Source organism: Seleniivibrio woodruffii (assembly GCF_004339245.1).
Taxonomy (GTDB): Bacteria; Chrysiogenota; Deferribacteres; order Deferribacterales; family Geovibrionaceae; genus Seleniivibrio; species Seleniivibrio woodruffii.
In genome coordinates, this window is the sequence record NZ_SMGG01000003.1 from 348822 (window position 1) to 368103 (window position 19282).

A 19282-nucleotide genomic window follows, 5' to 3' on the forward strand; every position below is an offset into this window, starting at 1 on the left:
ATGATTATTTTCAGAGGTTGATATGAGCAGTATTTCCCATTCAGTCAAAGACGGAGCCTGTTTCATAACTGTTTCATGTGAAAACTCAGGCAATCCGTTCTATATGGAGACACTTCAGGAGCTTTTTTCGGCACTTGATGCCGCAGAGGGCGACAAAGACGTCAATCTGGCCGTAATCAGAAGCGGTCAGGCGGGTGTTTTTTCAAAAGGACACGACATCGAAAGACTTTCAAAGGCGGACACGGCGGTCATAAAACAATATAACCTTCTGGGTCAGCGTCTTATCTCTTATATCAGAAAGATGAAAAAGCCTGTGCTGGCCGCTGTCGACGGCGACTGCTTCGGCCCCGCATTCGAGCTTATCCTTGCCTGCGACATAGTGTATGCTTCGGCAAAGAGCCGTTTCGGATTCAATGAGACTGAGTATGGTTTCGTTCCGGGCTTCGGCGGCACTCAGCTTGCCGCCAGAAAGGCTTATGAGACGTTCGCAAAATATCTTGTTTTCACAGGTGAGCCTGTCGGAGCGGCAGAACTTTTTGCGAAGGGCATGGTCACAAAAATAACCGACTGCGCCGATTCACTGGAAAAAGCGGTGACAGAAACCGCACAGCTGATGAGCAAACGCAGCTCTTTTGCGGTGGGGCTGGCCAAAGAGACGATTAACAGCACGATAGATATGGATTTCGACAAGGGGCTTCTGCTGGAGCAGAATGCGTTCACCTTCTCATTTTCGACCTTCGACAAGACCGAGGGCACAAAGGCCTTTGTTGAGAAGCGTGAACCGCAGTTCAGAGACAGATGGGAAGATTACAGGTTCTGATATGGTAGAAACACGCATAGAAGGGCTGACCGCCCATATCAGGCTTATTCCCCAGACAGGGCAGTTCACTCTGCTGGATGTTGAGACCATTAAAGAGATAATAAAGAACCTGCGAATGGTGAAGGAGAGCCCTGCCAAATGTCTGCGGATATACGGCGAGGGCGGATGTTTTGCCGTGGGTGCCGATCTCAGAACACTGAGCACCTATGACGGGTTTGATGCCAAATGGTTTTCAATGCTCGGCAACACAATGTTCGGCACGATGCGGACAATGCCTCAGGTCGTCATAGCTGAGATAGACGGTTTCTGCATGGGCGGCGGAATGGATTTTGCGGCGGCGTGCGATTTCCGATATGCCACAGGCAAAAGTAAGTTCGCACATCCGGGGTCGAAACTGGGGATCATAACCGGATTCGGCGGCACACAGGCGATACCCAGACTGATGAAGTCGGCCTGTGCTTCGGAGTTTCTCATAACCGGAAACGCATTTGACACGGATTATATGCTGAAAGGCGGATTTCTGAAAGGTGTTGCGCACAACACGGAAGAGCTGATGCATATGACCGGCATTCTTTGTGAGAAGATAAACCGCAAGAGCAGAACCCTGCTCTCAGGTTTCAAGCTTTCGCTGAACGGTTCGGCGGGGATATAAATTTTCCTTTATTTTTTCAGTGGCAGGCGTAAATTTAAAACTACCATTTAATTAAGTGAGGCAGACTTTGGGAAAGATATTTTTGGCCGCAGCGCTTATTGTTGTTGTAGTGTTTGCTACATATGAGAAAAAAGCTGTTTATGCATCGGAGAACTTCAGGGACGGAAAGTTCCACAACCTGACAGAAACTCCCACGGGGATATCAGGGAACAAACTCGGCTCCATTTACAGGATCCTTTTTCAGAGCGGAAAATTCTCCCCGAAAGAGACCATCAAGGCTCACAGGATAAATCCCGCATATGCTGTGTCAAACACCGAAGGACAGCTTCAGGCTGTGTGGCTCGGTCATGCCAGCGTAATGCTTAAATATGACAACCTCAAGATAATAACAGACCCCGTATTTTCGGAAAGGGTTTCGCCCTTCAGCTTTATGGGGCCTAAAAGATTCAGCGATATAAACCCCATCGAGGGAACCGACATGGGCTTTATCGATGCGGTGATAATCTCTCACAACCATTACGACCACCTTGACGAAAAGGCTGTGAAAGCCCTTAAAGACAGAGTGGGAATGTTCGTTGTTCCCCTTGGTGTCGGCGAATATCTGAAAGAGTGGGGAGTCGATCCACTGCATATTGTTGAGTTGGACTGGTTCGGTTCGCTCTCCATGCCCGACATTAAGATAACTGCAACTCCCGCACAGCACAGATCAGGCAGGGGCTATTTTGACGGCAACAAGACATTCTGGGCTTCGTGGGTTATTGAGCTGGGCGGAAAGAGAGTGTATTTCAGCGGCGATTCAGGCTACACGGATATATTCGGCAACATAGGACAAACTTACGGTCCTTTTGATCTGGCTCTTATGGATATCGGGGCATACAACAGCAAATGGCCGTATAGCCATATGACACCGGAACAGGCTGTTCAGGCCTCTGTGGAGCTTGGCGCAGGACTTGTTCTGCCAATCCACTGGGGAACGTTCACCCTTTCGGAGTTCCACTGGAAAGAACCCGCAGACAGGTTTACCGCTGAGGCCGAAAAGAGCGGTTTGAAATATGTTGTCCCTGAGATAGGACAGCCATTCACCGTGGGCGGATATAACCCCACTGCCAGATGGTGGGACAACTATAAATGAAAAAACAGCCTGAGTTCAAAGGATTTTCCGAAAAGTCGCTGGCGTTTCTGGCGGGAATGCGTGAGAACAATGAACACGAATGGTACGAAGCTCATAAAGATGAGTATGTGAAATACGTTCAGGAACCGATGAAGGCTCTCTCATTCGAGCTTTCGGACGTCATGCTCTCTGTTGACGAATATTTTGTCACCGGAGGCAGAACAGTTTCCCGTATACGCAGGGATACCCGCTTTTCCAGAAATAAGTTGCCGTACAAGTCAGTCAGCTGGCTTGTTTTCAAACGGCCGAACAAAGACTGGATCTCACTTCCGGCGTTCTTTTTCGAGCTGAATCCGGAAGGATATATGTACGGAATGGGATTTTACAGCGCAGAGCCTTCGACTATGAAGAGCTTCCGCAATATCATAGATTCCCAGAGGAAGAGATTTGACGAGGCGGTGGATTTTTACTATACGGATAAAACCCAGCCCTTCACTTTGGTGGGTGATAAGTACAAAAGAATACTGGACGCATCAAAGGATGAGCGCACCATGGATTGGTATCAGAGAAAAAACCTTTGCCTGCTGGCGGAAAGGCCTGTGGAACCTGTTCTGTTCAACAGCAGTCTGGCCGGAACGCTCCTTGAGGACTTTTTCAGGGCTGCGCCTTTATATCGTCTTTTTCTGGAGGCATCAAGAACTCCGGCCGAGTGACAAAACCTATCCCGCAGGTTTTAAATTCTTCATCCAGCTTCCGTCGGAGAGGCTTATATCAAGCATTTCCGATATCTTTCTTTTTCTCAGTTCATTCAGAAACATGGCTTTCGCAGAGCTGAAAGCATCGCTCAGGCCGCATCTTCCGGCCAATCCGCACTTTCTGGATCTGCTTTCGCATTTGTAGAAAGTATCCCCTTCAACAGCGTTGAAAATGTCTTCCAGAGTAATGCAGTCCGAAGGCTTGGCTAAAACATATCCTCCATTTACCCCCACGGAGGACTTCAATATTCCGCTCTTTGTGAGCAGACGCATCACCTTCGCCAGATACTCTCTGGAAATTCCCTGCGCAGAAAGTTCATCCAACAGAACTGTCCGGTCTTTGTAATAGGTAATATAGAGCACACTGTGCACAGCGTACTCGGTTTTCTTGGATATTCGCATGAGTAATTATATCATGATTGTCTAATCATGTGATAGAAAATGTAAAAAAAATTTACATATAAATGAAAATAGTTAGTCCTGTATCAGGCGATATTGAAGAGCTTCCAGAAGATGTCTGGATTCTATGTCGGGTGCGCCTGCCAGATCGGCAATTGTGCGTGCGGTCTTCAGAACTTTCGAATAGCTTCTGGCGGAGAGATGGTATTTTTTTGCGGCGGTCTCCAGCAGTTTTTCAGATGCGGTGTCGAGTTTACAGAATTTTCTGGTCTCCTTTTCACTCATGCGGCTGTTGAACCGGGTGGATGATTTTTTGAACCGTTCAGACTGAATCCTGTGTGCGGCCTCAACCCTTTTCCTTATCTCCGAAGAGGGCTCTCCCTCGTTCATTGCGGAGAGTTCGGATATGTCTGCGGAGCTGACCTCAACGTGCATGTCTATTCTGTCCATGAGGGGGCCGGACATTCTGGAGCGGTATTTGTGAATCTGTGTGGGCGTGCAGGTGCATTCCTTCTGTTTATCCCCCATATATCCGCAGGGGCAGGGATTGGCCGCCGCCACAAGCATGAAGTTTGCAGGATATACTACAGTTCTGCCGGCTCTGGCCACTGTGACCTCTCTGTCCTCAAGGGGCTGGCGAAGGGTTTCCAGCACGTTTCGGGGAAACTCCAGAAGTTCATCGAGGAAAAGAACTCCGTTGGATGCCAGACTCACCTGACCGGGGATGGCCTTCGATGTTCCGCCTATGAGCGAAACACTGCTGCTTGTGTGGTGGGGACTGCAAAAGGGGCGGTGAACCGCAAGGTCCCTGCCGTTCTTTATCAGTCCTGCGACAGAATATATCTTTGTGGTTTCAATGGCCTCTGTGATGGTCATATCCGGAAGGATTGTGGGTATCCTGCGGGCTATCATTGTCTTTCCGCTGCCTGGGGATCCTATCATGAAAAGGTTGTGCATTCCCGCCGCCGCTATCTCGGCACATCTGCGGGCGGAGAACTGCCCCTTAACATCGGAAAAGTCCACTTCGTATTCCTTTACGGATGCGAAAAGTTTTGTGCGGTTTATGGCGTAGGGAGTTCCGACGCATCCGCCGTTGATGAACTCGACCACGGATGAAAGGTCTTCGAAGGGATATATCTCTATGCCGTCTATAACAGCGGCCTCGTCTGCGTTGTCTGCTGGCACTACCAGTTTGGTGAAGCCCGCCAGTTTTGCGCCCTCCGCAATGGGCAGTATCCCGCCCACAGCTCTCAGCCTGCCGTCCAGCGAAAGCTCTCCGGCGAACATGCAGTCCTCAGGAACTGATTTGACCATCCCTGCGGAGCATGTCAGTCCCACAGCCACCGGAAGGTCGAAGTGGGTTCCCTCTTTTTTTATGTCGGCGGGTGCAAGGTTGATGGTTATAGGATGGGAGAAAACGTTCAGATTCATGTTCTTCATGGCGGATTTTACACGGTCACGGCTCTCTTTAACGGCGGTTTCCGCCAGCCCCACCATGTTAAACGTTGGAAGCCCCACGGAGCTTATATCCGTCTCAACTTCCACTATCTCCGCCTGAATACCGTTCACCAGCGCACTGAACACTTTTGAAAACATTTTCACCGCCTGCAATACGTTCATTATAAATGTTTTGGCGGCATGTGCAAACTGTTTTGCAATTTCCCCTTGCAGAAATCAAAACGGGATACATATTAAGGGTATAGTTACAGCTTAAGCAGTAACAAATACACTTCCCGAACGAAGAAAAGGTATCCGAAAGAAGTTAAGGCGGACTGAAGATTTCTGAAGAGAGTTCGGGACAGGAGAAAGTCCAATGGGTTCTGAGGTGACACCACCCAACTCGTAAAGCCCCGTAAATCGGCAAAGATTACGGGGCTTTATATTTTTCAACCCTGTGAAGCTCGTCGCTTCTGTCTTTTGCCAGATCAAGCTCCTCAAGCCCCTTTTCGGGCAGAATCATCCTGAATTTGTTCTGTTTATCTATTGAAACCGTGCCGCCGGTCATCTCAAACGCCAGAATGTGGCCTCCGTAGGTCTTTGAACTGTCTATGAAATGCAGGTGATACCCTGCCACGTTTATACCTTTGACATAAGCCGGAAGGCGGTAGCCTACTATTGTTCCCTCTATGTCCTTATACTCAAAAACAGGCTGTGTTCTGACAACTTCCGCAAGAGGTCTGTAGGGCTTTGACTGAGCAGGAACCGAACGGACTGTCATAGCCTTGAATTTCCCTTCAGCTTTTACGGCATAGAAAAGGTTATCGTCTTTTATGAGGCTGTCGGCGAACATCTCAAATGCTTTGAAGTCAACAGGCGAACCGAGCTTCATGGTGATGTCCGGTCTGAAAAGCGACACCGATGCAAAGGGTGTTGTGCCCTGTCCGACCTTATATATCCTGCCGTCGGCCTTTGCCTGATATACCTGCCCGTCAAGGATTATCATCTCCCCTTCGAGTCTGTCAAAAGTACCTATGCCGAAATCCCCGTAGGATTTAAGGTTTTTTATCTGTGCAGAACCGTCATAGCCTCCGGCCAAGAGAGCGTCTATGGTTGATATCTGGGTTACGGTGTTTTCGTTGTGGGCACAGCCGAAAAGCAGCAGTGCGAACAGAAGAAAAGAGGATGTGCGCATCATTTGAGGTTTTCCTGATATTTATCGTAGCTCATGCCGCCCTTTTGCAGGCACTTTTCACGGGCATCGCCCTCAAGATTTCCGCACTGATAGTTATGTCCCGACTTAAATCCGTTATACCATGCCCTTTTGGAGCATCCGGCGGTGAGTGTCAGAACGGTGAGCAGAAGAAGTAACATTTTTTGCATGTCAGCCCTCGTAAACGGACAGGATTGTGTTAAGCGCAGTGTCTATGAGCGGTTCGTCCTTTCTCTCTTTAAGGCAGGAGATGCAGACAGGAACGGTTATTGTTCTGTCGTGGAGGATATCAACATATCCCTGCTCCGCCAGCCATACTGCGTCATCTTCACGAAGTACGCACACGCCTGAGCCTGTCTTCACCAGTTCAATCATGAGGTACTCATCGGACGCAACGATTATCTTTTTCGGATTTTTTATGTCCGGCAGCGATTTTATGAGTTCCGTGCGGAAGGGGCAGTCCTCGCTTCCCCATACCCATGGAATTTCCGCCAGAGTGTTCCATGAAACGTTCTCTGCGGTTTCAAGTATGCCCTTGGATACCACCATGCATATCTGAACGGGGAATATGTCTATAGTGTGGATGTCCTTTTCGGCGTATCTGCCGTAGGAAAATCCGAGGTCAAGCTCGCCAGAGCGGAGCATCTGGGGTGTTTTGCCGGATTCACTCAGGGCAAACCTCAGAGATATCTCAGGAAGGCATTTAAGGATTGCGGCGTTGATGCTCTGCACCCGCAGAAAGACCGGATTGGTGTTCACGCCGATGGTGATGCTCCCTTTTATCTCTTTCTGCATGCGCATAGCCTGCCGCTTTATGCTTTGTACCGTGTCGTTGACTGCTATGGCACTTTCAAGCAGAGCCGCCCCCTCCTGAGTAAGCTCAACGCCTCTGGCCTGCCTTGAGAACAGGGTGACGTTCAGCTCCTCCTCAAGGAGTTTTATCTGTGTGGAGAGCGCAGAAAGGCTGAGATTCAGCTTCTGTGCCGCCTTGGTCATATTTTTCAGTTCCGCCGTAGCGGCAAATGCCGCCAGCTGTGCCAGTTCCATGGATCAAAATCCGGGCCTGTAGAGGTAATAGATCCCTCCGTCGACACCCTTAGACTGTGTTATGCTCTTTGCCTGTGAAAGAAGGGTTCTTATGAGGCTCTGTTCAGGCTCGTAGAACTCCTCAATTGCGATGTCGGGCATATCCAGCTGTTTTTTCATGGCGTTTTCGGCCTCCTCACGGGTGCCGATGGTGTCTATAAGGTCATACTGCTTCGCCTGACGGCCGCTGAAAACACGTCCGTCCGCAAGCTCACGCAGTTTTTTCTCATCTATCTTTCTGCGTTTCAGGATATCCCGCAGAAACTGCTCGTAAAAATCGTTGATGTTGCTCTGAAGGTACTTCTGTTCCTCTTCGGTCAGCTCTCTGGTGGGCGAGGGCACGTCCTTCATCTTTCCGCTTTTGATAACCACGCTCTGAACGCCGAACTTGTCCATCAGCCCTCTGAAATTGGTATATTCCATGATAACGCCGATGCTTCCGGTTATGGTGCTCTCCATGGCAAATATTTTGTCACAGGCTGCGGCGGTGTAATATCCGCCGGATGCGGCTACGGATTCCATAACGGCATAGACAGGCTTGTGCATCTTCATTATGCGCAGATAGAGCTGCTGGGTTGGGGCTATGGCTCCGCCTGGAGAGTTTATCTCAAGGATAACGCCTTTGATCTTTTCGTTTTCATCCAGAGACTTGAGCTTTTCGTCAAGGTATCTGGTGTCCATTATGACACCCTCAAGACGGACAACTGCGATGGTGTCCTCCATCAGAAGGTCCTCACCGGTTGCACCCATGACTGTGATGATGCGTACGATCACTGCGAAAATAAGGACAAAAAGGATAGCTTTACCGAAGAATCTGAAGAATTTACTCATAAAACCTCACAAAGAACATGTAAGGAAAAACAGGCTGATGGCAAAATTCTTAGCCTCCCTTTAATAAAGGGAGGTCTGGAGGGATTTTCTTATACAGCAGGGAAATCCACCCCTACCCTCCTTTCCCAAAGGAGGGTGAAAAGAACATGCAAAAGCCAAAAAGCCGCCCCGTTTGGGGCGGCGTTGCTGTTTATGTTACTGCAGTTTGCCTTTAAGGATGTTTCCGAGGCTGAAGCTGCTGTCGTCTGACTGCTCCAGTTTTCTGAGGTATTCTTTAACCTCACGTTTTTCGGAATCCTGCTGGAATCTGCGGACTGAAAGGAGAACGTTTCTTTCTTTCGCATCGTTGCGGAAAACAACCGCTTTAATGGTGTCGCCCACTGCAAATTTGCTGGCGGGGTCGATTCTTTCCACATCAAGCTCGTTTTCGGGGATGAAGCCCACAAGCTCTCTGGGGAGTTCAACTTCCAGACCGTCTTTGCGAACGGAAAGAACTTTGACCTCGACAACTTTGCCCTGAGGCAGGAGTTTGCCGATCTCTCTCCAGGGGTTTGTCTCCATCTGCTTGATACCAAGGCTGATGCGCTCTCTTTCGGGGTCTATTTTAAGGACTTTTGCCTCAATGCTGTCGCCCTCTTTGTAAAGAGCGTGCAGATCCTGAGGTTCTTCAGTCCATGAGATGTCCTTTTTGCGGATGAGACCGTCAAGGAACTCGCCGAAATCGACAAACAGGCCGAACTCTGTGATGGACTTTATGGTTCCGGATACGACAGAGCCTTCGGGGTGGTTGTTCTTAAGAGCTGACCAGGGGTTTTCCTGAAGAGCTTTCAGAGAGATAACCAGTTTTTTCTTTTCGTTGTCAACGTCGGTCACTCTGCCGAGGACTGCGTCTTTAGGCTCGATGGATATCTTGGCGTTTTTGAGCCATGAGATTTCCTCAAGGGGAATGAAACCGTCCACTCCCTGCTCGATCTCCATTACGAATCCTTTATTTTTTCTGGCAACAACTGTGCCTTTAACTTCTGAGCCAACGGGATATTTGTCTGCGGCTTTATCCCAGGGATCGTTATCCATCTGCTTCAGGCCAACTTCAAGTTTCTCATTTTCGAGGTCAATGCTGAGAACTTTGACTTCAAGCTCGTCGCCTTCTTCAAGATATTGGTTGGGGTGTTTTACGACTCCCCATGCTATGTTGTTTTTGCGGAGGAAGCCGTCAACTGCGCCGAAGTTCATGAATGCGCCGTAATGCTTAATGGTCTTAACTTTACCTTTAAGCACCTGACCTTCGGAGATCTCATCGAAGAAGCCTTTTTTGTTCTTTTCGATGGACTGGATCATGTGCAGTTTGCGGGAAGCGAGGAATGAGCGCTGTTTTTTGTTTGACTTAAGAACCTTGCAGTCGAAGGTCTTGCCGATGTACTCCTCGGGTTTAAGGGTTGCGTTTTTGAAATCCATGTGGTTTTCGGGGATGAAACACTCGATTTCGCCGTATTTTCCGAGAAAACCTTTATCTACAGCAGCAGTGATCTTAACGCTGAGGGGAGTTCCGTTGTCCAGAGCTTTGTCAACGTCTATCCAGTCAGTCTCTTTCTCGATGGCTTTTCTGGACAGCTTGAGATATCCGCCGCCGCCTGAAACGCCGAGAAAAAGAACTTCGATTTCATCGCCGACTTTAATGGAGAGTTTCCCGTCTTTGAGAAATTCGGAGCTGGGGACGACGCCCTCAGTTTTGTACCCGATATTCACCAGCACATCGCTGTCGTTTATCTGGGCCACGGTTCCTTTTACGATGGAGTTCTTTTCAGGCTGCTGGAGAGATTCCTCAAGCATCGCTTCAAAGTCTTCCATACGCATGTTGTCGCCGCCGTTTTCGTTAATCCTGCTCATTAGTGACCTCTTTTAAAAATTCTATTACTTCGTCCACCAGATAACCGGGGGTACTGGCTCCCGCAGTGATGCCAACCTTCCGGCTGTCTTTGAACAACTCTTTGCAGAGCTCATCCTTCGTTTCAATATGCATGGTTCTGGGGCATATCCCTTTGCAGATTTCATAAAGACGGGTGGTGTTCCCGCTGTTTTTTCCGCCGATGACCAGCATTGTGTCCACCTGTCCTGCGAGACTGATGGCCGCTGCCTGCCTGAGATTTGTTGCGTTGCATATCGTATTGCTGACGGTGAGACCGCTGCATTTAGTTTTAAGTATTTCTGCAATTTTGTCAAATGATTCCGAATTCTGAGTTGTCTGCGCTATGAGCGCATATTGCTCACGGAAGGGAAGAGCATTTGCCTCCGCTTCTCCGGAAACTATGAAATATTCTGAATCTATAAAGCTGACAATGCTTTGTACTTCGGGGTGATTGTTCTCCCCGTAGACTACCACACTGGCGCCGCCCTGTCCGAGCTTCTGTGCGGAATTCTGCGCTTTTTTCACGAAAGGGCATGTGGCATCTACCACATTGACCGATTTTTCGCTTAAGTCGCCGTATGTTTGCTTTGGAACGCCATGGGAGCGTATGACAACCGTGTTTTCATTGCTGAAGTTATCTGTGTCTTCGCATACGCCGACACCCTGTTCGGCGAATTTTCTGACTATCTGCGGGTTGTGAATGATAGGCCCTAGGGTATAAACACCCGTGTGTTTTCTGGATGTCTCCTCCACCAGACCCACGGCTCTTTCCACACCGAAACAGAATCCGGCATGGTCAGCTATTATTATTTCCACCTACACTCCGTAAGTATTCTTTAAAGAATCAGACCGCCAGGCTTTGACTGGGCGTTCTATTTTATTTGTTGGAAGCTGTCTCGGTTATTATTGATATAACTTGCTCTATTGTCAAGTTAGTTGTGTCGATTTCGAGGGCATCGGCCGCCTTTTTCAAAGGCGCATGCTCCCTTTCGGAGTCCTGTTTGTCCCTCTTTATGATTTCCGCCTCGATATCGTCAATGGTTTTATTGAACCCCATAGCCTCGAAATCCTTCATTCTGCGCCTTGCCCGCTCACGGGGAGAGGCCACAAGAAAGAATTTGTATTCGGCATCGGGAAAAACGTGTGTGCCTATATCACGTCCGTCCATTATGACGGATGTTTTTGAGGCCATCTTGCGCAGTTTGTCGGTTACCAGCGTGCGGATATCCTCCATGGCGGCAACGGCGCTTACCTTTGCGGCTATTTCGGGTGTTCTTATCACAGTAGAGATGTCCTCGGTTTTGCCGTTCAGAGTGAGAAAGAGTTTTCCTGCGGTGTCGAACTCAAGCTCCGCATGGGAAACGGCCTCAACAAGTTCCGCACCGTCTTTTCCTGTTACTGTGCCTATGTATGCGCAGGCTCTGTAGAGTGCGCCTGAATCCAGATATGTTATCCCTAGGTTTTTCGCAACAACCTTGCTGACGGTGCTTTTGCCGCTTCCTGCGGGTCCGTCCACTGCTATCTTCATCAATCCTCCAGACTTTTAAAGGTCTCCATAAACGTGGGGAATGATACATCGACACACTCTATGTTGTCCACAGTGATTTCACCGCCGAAACGCTTGGCAAGCATAATGGCCACCATGGCGATCCTGTGGTCTTCGAATGATTTTAAAGCGGCTTTGGTGTTTATGTTTTTAATGGGATAGACTTTCATGCCGTCTTCGTACTCCTCGGTCTCCGCTCCCAGAGCGTTGAGGTTGTAAAGTGTTGCGGCGATCCGGTCGCTCTCCTTAACCCTAAGTTCCTTTGCATTGCGGATGGTCACGGGGCTGTCGGCAAAAAGTCCCAGAGTGGCTATCATGGGGAGTTCGTCTATTATGTTGGGGATTATGTCCCCTTCAACTGTACATCCGCTGAAAGACTGTGAGGAGATTATGATATCCCCTAGCTTTTCTGCTCCGCCCCTTTCGTTTTCGATGGTGTATTTAACGCCCATATCGTCCAGAATCTTGAGCATTCCGCTTCTGGTGGGGTTAAGCCCGACGTTTTCAAGCATCAGTTCCGAGCCTTCGAACATGAGAGCCGCACCGAGAAAGAAAGCCGCAGAGGAGAAGTCGCCTGGAACAACAATGTCGATTGCGTTCAGTTCCGCCGCACCCTCAACGGTTATTTTAAGCCCTTCGGTGGTTATCTTCGCACCCAGTGCCGAAAGCATTATCTCCGTGTGGTTTCTGGTGACTGCTTTTTCGGTGTAGGTTGTGATGCCCTCCGCCTGAACGCCAGCCAGAAGAATTGCACTCTTCACCTGTGCGCTCTTTGTTTCGGCGATGATATCTGCCGAATGGAGCTTTGAAGGCATGATGGTGAGGGGCAGGCATCTGCCGTTGTCCCTTGCCGCAAACTTTGCGCCCATCTGTGACAGAGGGATTATCACCCTGTCCATGGGGCGGCGGCGCAGTGATGCGTCACCTGTCAGAACGATATATTTGCCGGATGGTGCATAGACCCCTGTCAGAAGTCTTGCAGTTGTTCCGGAGTTCATACAGTCGATAACGTTTTCAGGTTCCTTAAAGTCTTTATAGCCCTGAGATGTCACCACGAAACCGTTTACAGTCTCCTCAAAGGTGACACCCATAGCTTGCATGGCCGCCATTGTTGCCTTTGTGTCGGCGGACAGAAGCGGATCTATGATACGCCCCCTTCCCTTTGCCATTGAAAGGAACATGAACGAGCGATGGCTGATGGACTTGTCCGAGGGAACACGGACAGTACCTTTGAGGCTTTTAACCTGTTTGAATGCGGTCATTTCAAGGCTCTCCTGATACCCGCCGCCTTCTCGATCATTGAGTATACGGCTTCGGTATCTCTGTTCTTTATTGCCTCCCGCCAGACGTTGAGGGAGGAGATGTAATCGTCTATCATTGCAAGCATATTCTTGTCGTTTTCCATAAAGATGTCCGTCCACATGCGGGGGTCGCTTGCCGCTATCCGTGTGAAGTCACGGAATCCGCCGCCCGTGTAGTTCAGGGCATCCTTGTCTATGTGGAACACGGACTGCACCAGCGCAAATGCGGATATGTGGGGCAGATGGCTTATCAGCCCGAAGACCCTGTCGTGGGTCTCGCCGTCCATAACGCATACACGCATTCCGATGGATTCGTGCAACTCCTTCAGGTCTGCGCAGTCAAATCCGCCCTCGATGGGGGTCAGGATGTGATACGCTCCGCCGAAAAGTCCGCTTATTGCATTTGAAAATCCGGAGACCTCTTTTCCTGCTATGGGATGTCCGCCGCAGAAATTCAGCCCCGCCGCTTTTGCCGCCCCGACTATTGCGCTCTTTGTGCTTCCGCCGTCGGTCACAGGCCTTTTAAACCCTTTGGCTCCGAGATATTCTATAAACTCAACTGCCGAACGAACCGGCAGGCAGATATAGAGCAGGTCGAAGTCAAGTGACAGAAGGGTATCCGCATCATCTGTGACATACTCGAAAAGTCCCGTTTCCGCTGCCTTTGCAAGGGTGTCGGTGTTTTTGTCGTATGCGATGAGACGGATGTTCTTTTCGGCGAATGAAAGAGCCAGAGAACCGCCGATGAGTCCCAGACCCGCAAAAGCTATGGTGTTTATCTTCATTCGGTTATCAGTTTTCTTCCGATGGTCTCTGCAATGATGTTCAGACGCTTCATCAGAACGTCGAAATCATCAGGCAGAATGGACTGGTCGCCGTCGCTGAACGCCTCTTCGGGGCAGTTATGCACCTCGACCATAAGTCCGTCGGCACCCGCCGCAACCGCCGCCTGCGACATGGGCAGAATGCAGTCTCTTCGTCCTGTGCCGTGGCTGGGGTCTGCCACAACGGGCAGATGGCTCATGCTCTTAAGCACGGGAATTGCGGAGAGATCCAGAGTGTTTCTTGTCTCGGTTTCAAAGGTTCTGATGCCCCTTTCGCAGAGGATTATCTCATCGTTACCGCCCGCCGCAACGTATTCCGCCGCCATGAGCAGTTCCTTCATTGTTGCGGACAAACCCCTTTTAAGCATAACGGGTTTGCGCACTGTGCCGAGATCTTTCAGCAGACGGAAATTCTGCATGTTCCGTGCGCCTATCTGGATTATGTCTGTATACTCACAGATGAGATCCATATCTCTGGGATCCATCAGCTCAGTGATAACGAGCATTCCGTTGGCGTCCGCCGCCTCACGCAGATATTTCAGCCCCTCCTCCCCGAGTCCCTGAAAGACATAAGGGGATGTGCGGGGTTTGAAAGCTCCGCCCCTGAGGATCTTCGCTCCGGCCTTGCGTGTGCGCTCGGCAAGATACATAAGCATCTCACGGTTTTCAACGGAACAGGGGCCTGCCATGACCACGACGTTTCCGCCGCCAATTTTGACCCCTTTTATATCGATAACGGTTTCAGTCTTTTTAAAGTCGGAGCTCACCAGCTTGTATGGCTTTGAAATAGGTACGACCTTTTCAACGCCGGGCATGGCGAACAGCGGCTTCTCACGCAGGATACGCTCGTCGCCTATTGCGCCGAGGATTGTTCTGTCCTGCGTTTCGGACATGCTGGTTTTAAAGCCGAATTGCTCCAGCCTGTTCTTCACATGTTCGATGTCCTGTTTTGCCGCATCCTTCTTAAATACGATTATCATTTGCCGAGAACCTTTTTAAGCTGTTCGATGAAGGCTTCGTTCTCTGGCATTGTGCCTACGGACACACGGATATATTTTGCGAGGCCGGGGCCGAGATAGCGGACGATTATTCCCTTTTTCAGAAGTTCGTTGAAAACCTTTTCGCCATCGCCGACTTCAACAAGTATGAAGTTCGCCTGAGACTTTACGAAATCAAGCCCAAGCTTTTTGAACTCCTTCTGGAGATAGTTTCTGCCCTTCTTATTCTTTTTGATGACCTTGTCCAGATATGCAGCGTCTTCCACAGCCGCTTCTGCCGCAACCTGTGCCGCCATGTTTGTGTTGAAGGGCTGGCGCACACGGTTCATCATGTCGATGGCCATTGCGTCCGCAACAACGTATCCGCAGCGGAGAGCCGCCAGACCGTATGCCTTGGAGAAGGTGCGCATTATGAACACGTTGTGGAACGCATCCAGATATTTCATAGTGTCGGGGAAGTCCTTTGCGTCGGCAAACTCAACGTATGCCTCGTCAAACACGACTATAACGTCGGAAGGGACTTTCTCCATGAACGCACGGAGTTTTTTGTCGCCTGTGTAGCCCCCTGTGGGGTTGTTGGGGTTTGCGATGAATATCATGCGTGTTTTTTCGTCCACAGCGGCAAGAACCGCATCAAGGTCGAAAGAGAAATCCTTTTTACAGGGTATCCACTTGCATGTTTTTCCCGCCGCCTGAGCTATTGATGAATACACCGAAAAGCTGGGCGCAGGGCTTATTACATGCTCGCCGTCTTTCAGGAAAGTGCGGATGGCGAGTTCGATTATTTCGTTTGAACCTGTGCCGAAAAGGAGCATATCTGCGGGGACTTCCAGTTTCGCCGCAAGTTTTGTGCGGAGATAATGGGCATCGCCGTAGGGATAGCGTGATATTTCGGGAAAGAAGTTTTTAAGAGCGGTTTTAACCTTCGGCGAAGGACCGAAAGGGTTTTCGTTTGAGGCGAGTTTGATGGCCTCTTTAATGCCGAGCTCTCTCTCAAGCTCTTTTACGGGCTTGCCGGGTTTGTAGGGAACGATGTCTGCTATTTCTTTTCCGGCGAGTTTCTTGAAATCTGTCATTTTTCCCCCTTAGGATAGGAACCGAGCACTTTGAAAAATGCCGTATGTTCGCTTAAGCCGCTGAGTGCGGTTTTAAGTCTGTTATCTGCTATATGTCCCTCCACGTCAACAAAAAAGACGTATTCCCACGCCTTTTGGCGGGACGGACGGGACTCGATTTTGGTCATGTTTATGTCAGCATTTGCAAGCACCGACAGAGCTTCATAAAGGGAGCCTGCCTTGTGCGCCACAGAGAAAACTATGGATGTCTTGTCGTTGCCTGTGGGCAGGGGTTCGTAGTTTCCGATGAGCAGAAAGCGGGTGAAGTTGTTGGGGTTGTCCTCTATGGATTTCTCCACAACGCGCAGGTTATATTTCAACTGTGCCATCTCGCTTGAAATTGCGGCTACGGTTTCGTCCTTCGATGCCAGCTCCGCCGCTTTTGCAGTTGAGTCAATTTCGTGGACGGGGATGTCCGGACAGTTGGCCGCAAGCCATTTGCGGCACTGGCCAATGGCCTGATAGTGGCTGTATATCACCTGAACGTCTTCAAAGTTTCCGGTTCTGTTCATAAGGTTGTGGCTTATTTCAAGGAATATTTCGCCGCATATCTTAAGATTGCTGGTGGTGAAGGTGTCCAGTGTGTGGTTGACGATGCCTTCCAGAGAGTTTTCCACAGGCACGATGCCGAATGCCAGCCTGCCCCGCTCAACGCTGTCGAACACCTCGGGGATGTTGCGGATGGGGATGAGCGTTGCGGAGAGTCCGAACTGCTTTATGGCGGCCATGTTTGTGAACGTGCCTTCGGGGCCCAGATATCCCACCTTCTGCACCTCTTCCAGAGAGAGGGACGCGGAGATTATCTCACGGTAGACCGAGCGCAGGGCATCGTTGGGAAACGGTCCTTTGTTCAGCCCTGTAAGACGCTCAAAAATCTTCTTCTCTCTGGACGGAACATAAAGAGGCTGTCCGGCGGCCTTCTTTATCTCGCCGATGTGCATTGCCTCGTTCGCCCTTCTGTTCAGAAGATCGAGAATCTGCTGGTCGATGTCGTCAATGTTTTGTCTGTGTTTATCAAGTTCATCCATAAAAGGGAAGATAGCAGACAAACACCCGTTGCGCAAGAGTTTGAAGCGTGTTCAAAGCAAAAAAATTTATGTGCTATATTATATGCGGGTTTGAACGGCTTATGATTAGTATTGCAATTAATTCGAAACAGATTGATTTCATATGCGGCAGTCTGTATATTTTGGGAAAATAACTGCATAGGGTTTTGTTCCCCTCTTTGACAAATAGGTGCTTAACTTGAAAATATTAATCTTTAACCCGTCATTCCTCGGCGACAGCGTGCTCACAACGCCGCTGATAAAAGCCGTAAAATTAAAACATCCCGATGCGGAGATATCCTTCTGTGTCCGTCCTGAATACGCACCCCTTTTTGAGGGACTCGATGAAATTTCAGAGGTTATCCCTTTTGACAAGCGAAAGAGCTATTCCGGTCTGTCGGGTATCTTCCGCTTTGCCGAAGAGCTTAAGAGCAGAGGATTCGATATGGTGCTAGCTCCCCATAAGTCTTTCCGCACCAATCTCACCCTGTTTCTGGCGAAGATCCCCGTGCGTATCGGCTTCGTTGAGAGTGCGTTCTCCACACTGCTGACAGCCACCCGCTCAAGAGATATGGATCTCCACGAGGTTCAGCGCAATATGCTCCTTTATGAGGCCGCATTCGGCGAACTGCCCCCGAAACTTCCCTTGAGCGTATATATAGATGAAGAGGCGAAATCAAAATTCGCCGCACTGGGCAAAAATCTTGTGGGGATTGCGCCGGGCAGTGTATGGGCTACAAAGATGTGGCCTGCGGAGAACTTTGCCGCCGTTGCCGACTGGCTTAAGGACAACGGATACACCCCTGTGATAATCGGTGCGCCTGACGACGTTCCCGCTGCCGAAAAACTAATGCACTCATCAAAATATGAGCATATCAACATGTGCGGAAAAACTTCTCTGAAGGAACTTCCGGCACTGATAGCTAATTTTGAGTTTCTGGTGACCAACGATTCAGGCCCCATGCATATCGCCGTTGCGACTGGTGTGCGCTGTGTGGCTGTGTTCGGCCCAACTGTAAAGGAGCTTGGCTTCACCCCCTACGATGAGAACAGCAGAGTTGCCGAGGTGGAGGGTCTCTCCTGCCGCCCCTGCGGACTGCACGGCAGCAACAAATGTCCTAAGAAGCATTTCCGGTGTATGCTGGAGATACTGCCTGAAGACGTTATAAAGCTCATTGACAAAGAGGAGGCGGTCACCCGCACGGAAAAATACGAAACGGTTAAGGCGAACTGATGAAAGTTCTTTTTGTCCGTTTCAGCTCGCTGGGGGATATAATCCTCACCACCGGAGTTATAAGAAAGTTTAAGGAACTGTTTCCGGACGCTCAGGCGGACGTGCTCACCTATGCGCCGTTTGCCGAGGTCTATAAAGGCCTGCCGTTCGTAAACAGGGTGCTTTCATATGATAAGAAAGACGGAATAATAGCATATTTCAGCCTTATCCAGAAGGAGGCAGAGGAGTATGACCACATCTTCGACCTCCACGGAAAGCTTCTGTCAATGTTTCTCCGCTTTCATGCACAGGCTGACTATCATAAATATATGAAGGATTCCGCCGCCCGTCGCAGATTCGTCAAAACCGGAAAGCGTGACCCCAGACTTGATATACATGTGGTTCAGAAATATTTTGAGCCGGTTGCAGAGACTTTTAATGTTCCCATGCCGGAGCTTGAAGAACTGCGCCCTGTTCTGGCATCCAAGGCCGAACCCGTTAAAGGACACATTCTGGTGCACCCGTTCGCCAGTAAATATACGAAGACCTACCCGTTTGCAGGGGAGCTTGCGGAACTGCTTCTGCAAAACGGTTATACCCCTGTGTTTGTCGGAGACGGCAAAGCTCCGGACGTTGACGGCATAATCAATAAAACGGGTAAAACGACCATCAGAGAGCTTTTCGATAATATAGCCGCATGCGAAAAGGTGATATCCACCGATTCGGGGCCTCTGCACATCGCAACGGCTCTGGGCAGGCCGACTGTGGCTGTTTTCGGTTCAACCACAAAGGATTTCGGGTTCTATCCGTCATTCGGCGGGGTCAGGGTTGTGGAGGACAACTCCGTTTCGTGCCGCCCATGCCATGTCCACGGTCAGGATGCCTGTCCGAAAGGCCATTTCGACTGCATGATGCACCTCACGCCTGAAAAGGTTCTGGAAGCCCTTTCGTAAGCCTTATCTTTGTTGACACTTCAAAGTATACGTTATATAAAGCCAAAGCCTGATACAGGTCTATGCATAGAAAACT

20 protein-coding genes are annotated in these 19282 nt (G+C 49.7%); 6 read left to right on the forward strand and 14 right to left on the reverse strand.

Annotated features, from left to right (window positions below):
• Nucleotides 1-22: 22 nt before the first annotated feature.
• The 4 genes from C8D98_RS01580 (at nucleotide 23) to C8D98_RS01595 (ending at nucleotide 3296) form a co-directional block, all read left to right on the forward strand.
• A complete protein-coding gene (locus C8D98_RS01580) occupies nucleotides 23-820 on the forward strand; it encodes an enoyl-CoA hydratase/isomerase family protein (RefSeq protein WP_132871412.1) in 798 nt (265 codons plus the stop codon).
• 1 nt (nucleotide 821) lies between these two features.
• The gene (locus tag C8D98_RS01585) at nucleotides 822-1472 is read left to right on the forward strand and encodes an enoyl-CoA hydratase/isomerase family protein (protein WP_132871414.1); all 651 of its coding nucleotides are present in this window, start codon (nucleotides 822-824) and stop codon (nucleotides 1470-1472) included.
• A 67-nt stretch (nucleotides 1473-1539) separates the two neighbouring features.
• Nucleotides 1540-2604 (forward strand): MBL fold metallo-hydrolase, encoded by a 1065-nt coding sequence (locus tag C8D98_RS01590; protein ID WP_132871416.1) that lies wholly within the window; start codon nucleotides 1540-1542, stop codon nucleotides 2602-2604.
• On the forward strand, nucleotides 2601-3296 hold the full coding sequence (locus tag C8D98_RS01595) for a DUF2461 domain-containing protein (RefSeq protein ID WP_132871418.1): 696 nt from the start codon (nucleotides 2601-2603) through the stop codon (nucleotides 3294-3296). The genes C8D98_RS01590 and C8D98_RS01595 overlap by 4 nt, the downstream gene beginning before the upstream one ends.
• 6 nt (nucleotides 3297-3302) lie before the next feature.
• On the opposite strand, the gene C8D98_RS01600 is transcribed toward C8D98_RS01595, so the two are convergent.
• The 14 genes from C8D98_RS01600 to pheA form a co-directional block, all read right to left on the reverse strand.
• Nucleotides 3303-3740: an RrF2 family transcriptional regulator gene (locus tag C8D98_RS01600; RefSeq protein ID WP_132871420.1), complete on the reverse strand. Its 438-nt coding sequence runs from the start codon at nucleotides 3738-3740 to the stop codon at nucleotides 3303-3305.
• A 72-nt stretch (nucleotides 3741-3812) separates the two neighbouring features.
• The gene (locus C8D98_RS01605) at nucleotides 3813-5333 is read right to left on the reverse strand and encodes a YifB family Mg chelatase-like AAA ATPase (RefSeq protein ID WP_132872962.1); all 1521 of its coding nucleotides are present in this window, start codon (nucleotides 5331-5333) and stop codon (nucleotides 3813-3815) included.
• Between the two features lie 271 nt (nucleotides 5334-5604).
• Nucleotides 5605-6372: an acetolactate decarboxylase gene (gene budA / locus C8D98_RS01610; RefSeq protein ID WP_132871422.1), complete on the reverse strand. Its 768-nt coding sequence runs from the start codon at nucleotides 6370-6372 to the stop codon at nucleotides 5605-5607.
• A complete protein-coding gene (locus C8D98_RS01615) occupies nucleotides 6369-6557 on the reverse strand; it encodes a hypothetical protein (RefSeq protein ID WP_132871424.1) in 189 nt (62 codons plus the stop codon). The genes budA and C8D98_RS01615 overlap by 4 nt, the downstream gene beginning before the upstream one ends.
• Nucleotide 6558: 1 nt before the next feature.
• Nucleotides 6559-7434, reverse strand: a complete 876-nt coding sequence (locus C8D98_RS01620) for a LysR family transcriptional regulator (protein WP_132871426.1) — start codon at nucleotides 7432-7434, stop codon at nucleotides 6559-6561.
• Between the two features lie 3 nt (nucleotides 7435-7437).
• Nucleotides 7438-8304, reverse strand: a complete 867-nt coding sequence (gene sppA / locus C8D98_RS01625; RefSeq protein WP_132871428.1) for a signal peptide peptidase SppA — start codon at nucleotides 8302-8304, stop codon at nucleotides 7438-7440.
• 195 nt (nucleotides 8305-8499) lie between these two features.
• Entirely contained in the window at nucleotides 8500-10191 is a 1692-nt protein-coding gene (locus tag C8D98_RS01630) for a S1 RNA-binding domain-containing protein (protein ID WP_132871430.1), read from the reverse strand.
• Nucleotides 10178-11026 (reverse strand): 4-hydroxy-3-methylbut-2-enyl diphosphate reductase, encoded by an 849-nt coding sequence (gene ispH, locus C8D98_RS01635; protein ID WP_132871432.1) that lies wholly within the window; start codon nucleotides 11024-11026, stop codon nucleotides 10178-10180. The genes C8D98_RS01630 and ispH overlap by 14 nt, the downstream gene beginning before the upstream one ends.
• A 61-nt stretch (nucleotides 11027-11087) precedes the next feature.
• Nucleotides 11088-11738: a (d)CMP kinase gene (gene cmk, locus C8D98_RS01640; RefSeq protein ID WP_132871434.1), complete on the reverse strand. Its 651-nt coding sequence runs from the start codon at nucleotides 11736-11738 to the stop codon at nucleotides 11088-11090.
• Entirely contained in the window at nucleotides 11738-13018 is a 1281-nt protein-coding gene (gene aroA, locus C8D98_RS01645; protein WP_132871436.1) for a 3-phosphoshikimate 1-carboxyvinyltransferase, read from the reverse strand. The genes cmk and aroA overlap by 1 nt, the downstream gene beginning before the upstream one ends.
• Entirely contained in the window at nucleotides 13015-13842 is an 828-nt protein-coding gene (locus C8D98_RS01650; RefSeq protein ID WP_132871438.1) for a prephenate dehydrogenase, read from the reverse strand. Before C8D98_RS01650 ends, aroA begins: the two co-directional genes overlap by 4 nt.
• Nucleotides 13839-14861, reverse strand: coding sequence for a 3-deoxy-7-phosphoheptulonate synthase (aroF, locus tag C8D98_RS01655; RefSeq protein ID WP_132871440.1), 1023 nt, complete (start codon nucleotides 14859-14861; stop codon nucleotides 13839-13841). The genes C8D98_RS01650 and aroF overlap by 4 nt, the downstream gene beginning before the upstream one ends.
• On the reverse strand, nucleotides 14858-15955 hold the full coding sequence (gene hisC, locus C8D98_RS01660) for a histidinol-phosphate transaminase (protein ID WP_132871442.1): 1098 nt from the start codon (nucleotides 15953-15955) through the stop codon (nucleotides 14858-14860). The genes aroF and hisC overlap by 4 nt, the downstream gene beginning before the upstream one ends.
• The gene (pheA, locus tag C8D98_RS01665) at nucleotides 15952-17022 is read right to left on the reverse strand and encodes a prephenate dehydratase (RefSeq protein ID WP_132871444.1); all 1071 of its coding nucleotides are present in this window, start codon (nucleotides 17020-17022) and stop codon (nucleotides 15952-15954) included. The genes hisC and pheA overlap by 4 nt, the downstream gene beginning before the upstream one ends.
• Nucleotides 17023-17239: 217 nt before the next feature.
• Between pheA and waaF the strand changes: the two genes are divergently transcribed.
• Nucleotides 17240-18274, forward strand: a complete 1035-nt coding sequence (waaF, locus tag C8D98_RS01670; RefSeq protein WP_165871150.1) for a lipopolysaccharide heptosyltransferase II — start codon at nucleotides 17240-17242, stop codon at nucleotides 18272-18274.
• Nucleotides 18274-19206 (forward strand): glycosyltransferase family 9 protein, encoded by a 933-nt coding sequence (locus C8D98_RS01675; RefSeq protein ID WP_132871448.1) that lies wholly within the window; start codon nucleotides 18274-18276, stop codon nucleotides 19204-19206. Before waaF ends, C8D98_RS01675 begins: the two co-directional genes overlap by 1 nt.
• Nucleotides 19207-19282: the final 76 nt, after the last annotated feature.

Bases quoted from the DNA above. Each gene is read 5' to 3' on its own strand.
- C8D98_RS01595 (WP_132871418.1), top strand. From the start codon at position 2,601: ATGAAAAAACAGCCTGAGTTCAAAGGATTTTCCGAAAAGTCGCTGGCG.
- C8D98_RS01600 (WP_132871420.1), bottom strand. From the start codon at position 3,740: ATGCGAATATCCAAGAAAACCGAGTACGCTGTGCACAGTGTGCTCTAT.
- C8D98_RS01675 (WP_132871448.1), top strand. From the start codon at position 18,274: ATGAAAGTTCTTTTTGTCCGTTTCAGCTCGCTGGGGGATATAATCCTC.
- C8D98_RS01580 (WP_132871412.1), top strand. From the start codon at position 23: ATGAGCAGTATTTCCCATTCAGTCAAAGACGGAGCCTGTTTCATAACT.
- budA (WP_132871422.1), bottom strand. From the start codon at position 6,372: ATGATGCGCACATCCTCTTTTCTTCTGTTCGCACTGCTGCTTTTCGGC.
- pheA (WP_132871444.1), bottom strand. From the start codon at position 17,022: ATGGATGAACTTGATAAACACAGACAAAACATTGACGACATCGACCAG.
- C8D98_RS01620 (WP_132871426.1), bottom strand. From the start codon at position 7,434: ATGGAACTGGCACAGCTGGCGGCATTTGCCGCTACGGCGGAACTGAAA.
- C8D98_RS01630 (WP_132871430.1), bottom strand. From the start codon at position 10,191: ATGAGCAGGATTAACGAAAACGGCGGCGACAACATGCGTATGGAAGAC.
- C8D98_RS01605 (WP_132872962.1), bottom strand. From the start codon at position 5,333: ATGTTTTCAAAAGTGTTCAGTGCGCTGGTGAACGGTATTCAGGCGGAG.
- C8D98_RS01650 (WP_132871438.1), bottom strand. From the start codon at position 13,842: ATGAAGATAAACACCATAGCTTTTGCGGGTCTGGGACTCATCGGCGGT.
- sppA (WP_132871428.1), bottom strand. From the start codon at position 8,304: ATGAGTAAATTCTTCAGATTCTTCGGTAAAGCTATCCTTTTTGTCCTT.
- hisC (WP_132871442.1), bottom strand. From the start codon at position 15,955: ATGACAGATTTCAAGAAACTCGCCGGAAAAGAAATAGCAGACATCGTT.
- aroA (WP_132871436.1), bottom strand. From the start codon at position 13,018: ATGACCGCATTCAAACAGGTTAAAAGCCTCAAAGGTACTGTCCGTGTT.
- C8D98_RS01615 (WP_132871424.1), bottom strand. From the start codon at position 6,557: ATGCAAAAAATGTTACTTCTTCTGCTCACCGTTCTGACACTCACCGCC.
- aroF (WP_132871440.1), bottom strand. From the start codon at position 14,861: ATGATAATCGTATTTAAGAAGGATGCGGCAAAACAGGACATCGAACAT.
- cmk (WP_132871434.1), bottom strand. From the start codon at position 11,738: ATGAAGATAGCAGTGGACGGACCCGCAGGAAGCGGCAAAAGCACCGTC.
- C8D98_RS01585 (WP_132871414.1), top strand. From the start codon at position 822: ATGGTAGAAACACGCATAGAAGGGCTGACCGCCCATATCAGGCTTATT.